This is a genomic window from Synechococcus sp. UW140, from assembly GCF_900474295.1.
GTDB lineage: Bacteria > Cyanobacteriota > Cyanobacteriia > PCC-6307 > Cyanobiaceae > Synechococcus_C.
Genome location: NZ_UCOB01000011.1, coordinates 1 through 2,041, shown reverse-complemented (window position 1 = coordinate 2,041; position 2,041 = coordinate 1). Strand labels below are relative to the sequence as shown.

The window sequence follows — 2,041 nt, the reverse complement described above, 5'->3', positions numbered from 1 at the left end:
GGTGATCGCATTGCCGCTGCTGTCTGCCGGTGAGGAAGCGGCACCTGGATTCCAGTTCAGACCAGCAGCGATGTTGTAAGTAGTGCCATCGCTGGAGGAGGTGCCATTGTTATTCAGTAGGCTGGCAAGTTGTAGTTCATCGGTGGCGTTAAGGGTGATGGAGAAGGTGGTGGCTGAGGTGAGTTCAACGTCACCGCTGGTGAGGGTGTAGGTGTTGCTGCCTTCTCCGGTGATGGTGAGTGTGGAAACGTCGATATCGTTGTCAGTGCCTGAATTGGCGACGAGATCGGCGCCGGTGACAGCGAGGGCTCCGGAGGAGGCGTTGTAGGTGGCCGATGTCAGTATCGTTGTTGCTCCTCCCCCCCCGAAGTTGAAAGGGTTGCCCGAAGCATCGGTCCGCGATATGTATTGCTCCTCATCCCAGTCTCCAGAGTTGAAATTTTTCAGCCGGATTGATCCCACTGACGCGACTGTGATCAGCGCATCATCCCCGACCTGGGAGATCAAGTAGTTCTGCCAAACTTCGATGCCGACGGTATCGCCTGATGGTATGGAGAAGTCGGTGACCTGGTCATCGCCGCCACCGAGCTGAAATTGATCGGCGCCGGCACCACCGGTGAGGGTGTCGTTTCCATCGCCGCCGATCAGGAGGTTTGCACCGCTGTTGCCGATGAGCGTGTTATCGAGGGCATTGCCAGTGGCATCGATGTGGTCAGAACCCGTGAGGGTGATTTTGACAACGCCGTCGCTGGCGATGTAACTAACGGAGCTTGTGATTGATGAGGCTTCTATTTTTATTCTCTGCCCTGAAATATTTAGTTCTGAATGATCATTTTGGTTGAGTTCTTGTAGGTCGACTGCTCGGTTTTGAACCAATGCCGAGAAGATGGCACCTTCGTCACCGGTTGTGTCATTGCCCTGATTCAGTCTGTGATCAATGGCATGGCCTAATTCCTCGAGCAGAACGGCTTGGATTGCATCGGCGTTTGCCGTTGCTAACCAGTCTTGATTGATATAAATGCGTTCATTGCCATCTGGTGCAACCGGGGCATAGGCGCCAGATAGGCCAGGCATGGCCTGCCCGTTGAGAATCTCAATCGTGATGCCGCTGAGATCAAGTGGTGCTGAGCGGCCAAAGACTTTCTGCAGCAGTTGGTTCCATTCAGCCGGATTGTTCTGCCATCTCAACAGCAGCTTGTCGGTGGCGTGTTGTGCAGCTATGAACTCTTCTGATAATGCCGCAACAGAAGAAGTGGTCTCATCAAGGCAGAACAGTGCCATCGTGGATGAAAGTTGGATCGACTCAACAACAGAAGGCGTCGGCTTAAGCCAACAGGACTTGATATTTTGTACGCAGTCACGCACTCGATGCGTAGTGATTGATACGTTTTGGTATTAATGCGTTGTTTGGATAGGTTGGTAATTGTATAGTGTTGGTGTGCTTTGCTTGTTGATAGTTTTTCCATCATTTCAGTTGGCTTTAAGTGATTTTCCGGATAACACATTGAGGGCGCTTTCTTGTTTGAGGGTTTTGCGTTGGCTGATCAATGTTTCTGTTCTGTCCCTCGCCTATTTCATTGTTAATTAACTGAAGGCCTCATGGCTTTCCTTGAAAGGTCTTGGCCGGTTACACATGCAGAGATGTGCCGGGCTGGGTATTGGTGTCTCTGATGTAGGGATGCCGTTTGCTGCGTTGTTGTTATCCCTTCTGGCAAGCGGGTGGTCAGGTTTTCGCTGAGTGCAGCCTGGCTGTGGTGGCGTGTGATGCTTTTTTTGCCCGCGGTGCCTGGATCGACCCTGGCGTGAACCATTCCGCTACAGAATCACTGCATTGATGGGGAGCGTGGTGGCTGGAGCTGGTGTGAATCCTGCGGATCAAAGCTGGCCCTGGTGGCCTCTGCTGCCACCCAATTAATTGTGACTGCAATGAGTTTGAGGGGTTCGTTCCTGAGCTGTCCCTGCTTTTTTGTGCAAGTGGAGCGGATGGTGTGCAACTGGGATGGGCCAGAAGGTTGCTGGCGTAGAGGGAAGGACGCGTGAG

The 2,041-nt window shown here is 52.6% G+C and carries 1 pseudogene; it reads right to left on the bottom strand.

Features of this window, described 5'->3' with window-relative positions:
- Positions 1-1,281, bottom strand: a pseudogene (locus tag DXY10_RS15065) (hypothetical protein); the annotation flags it as partial.
- Between the last annotated feature and the right edge of the window lie 760 nt (positions 1,282-2,041).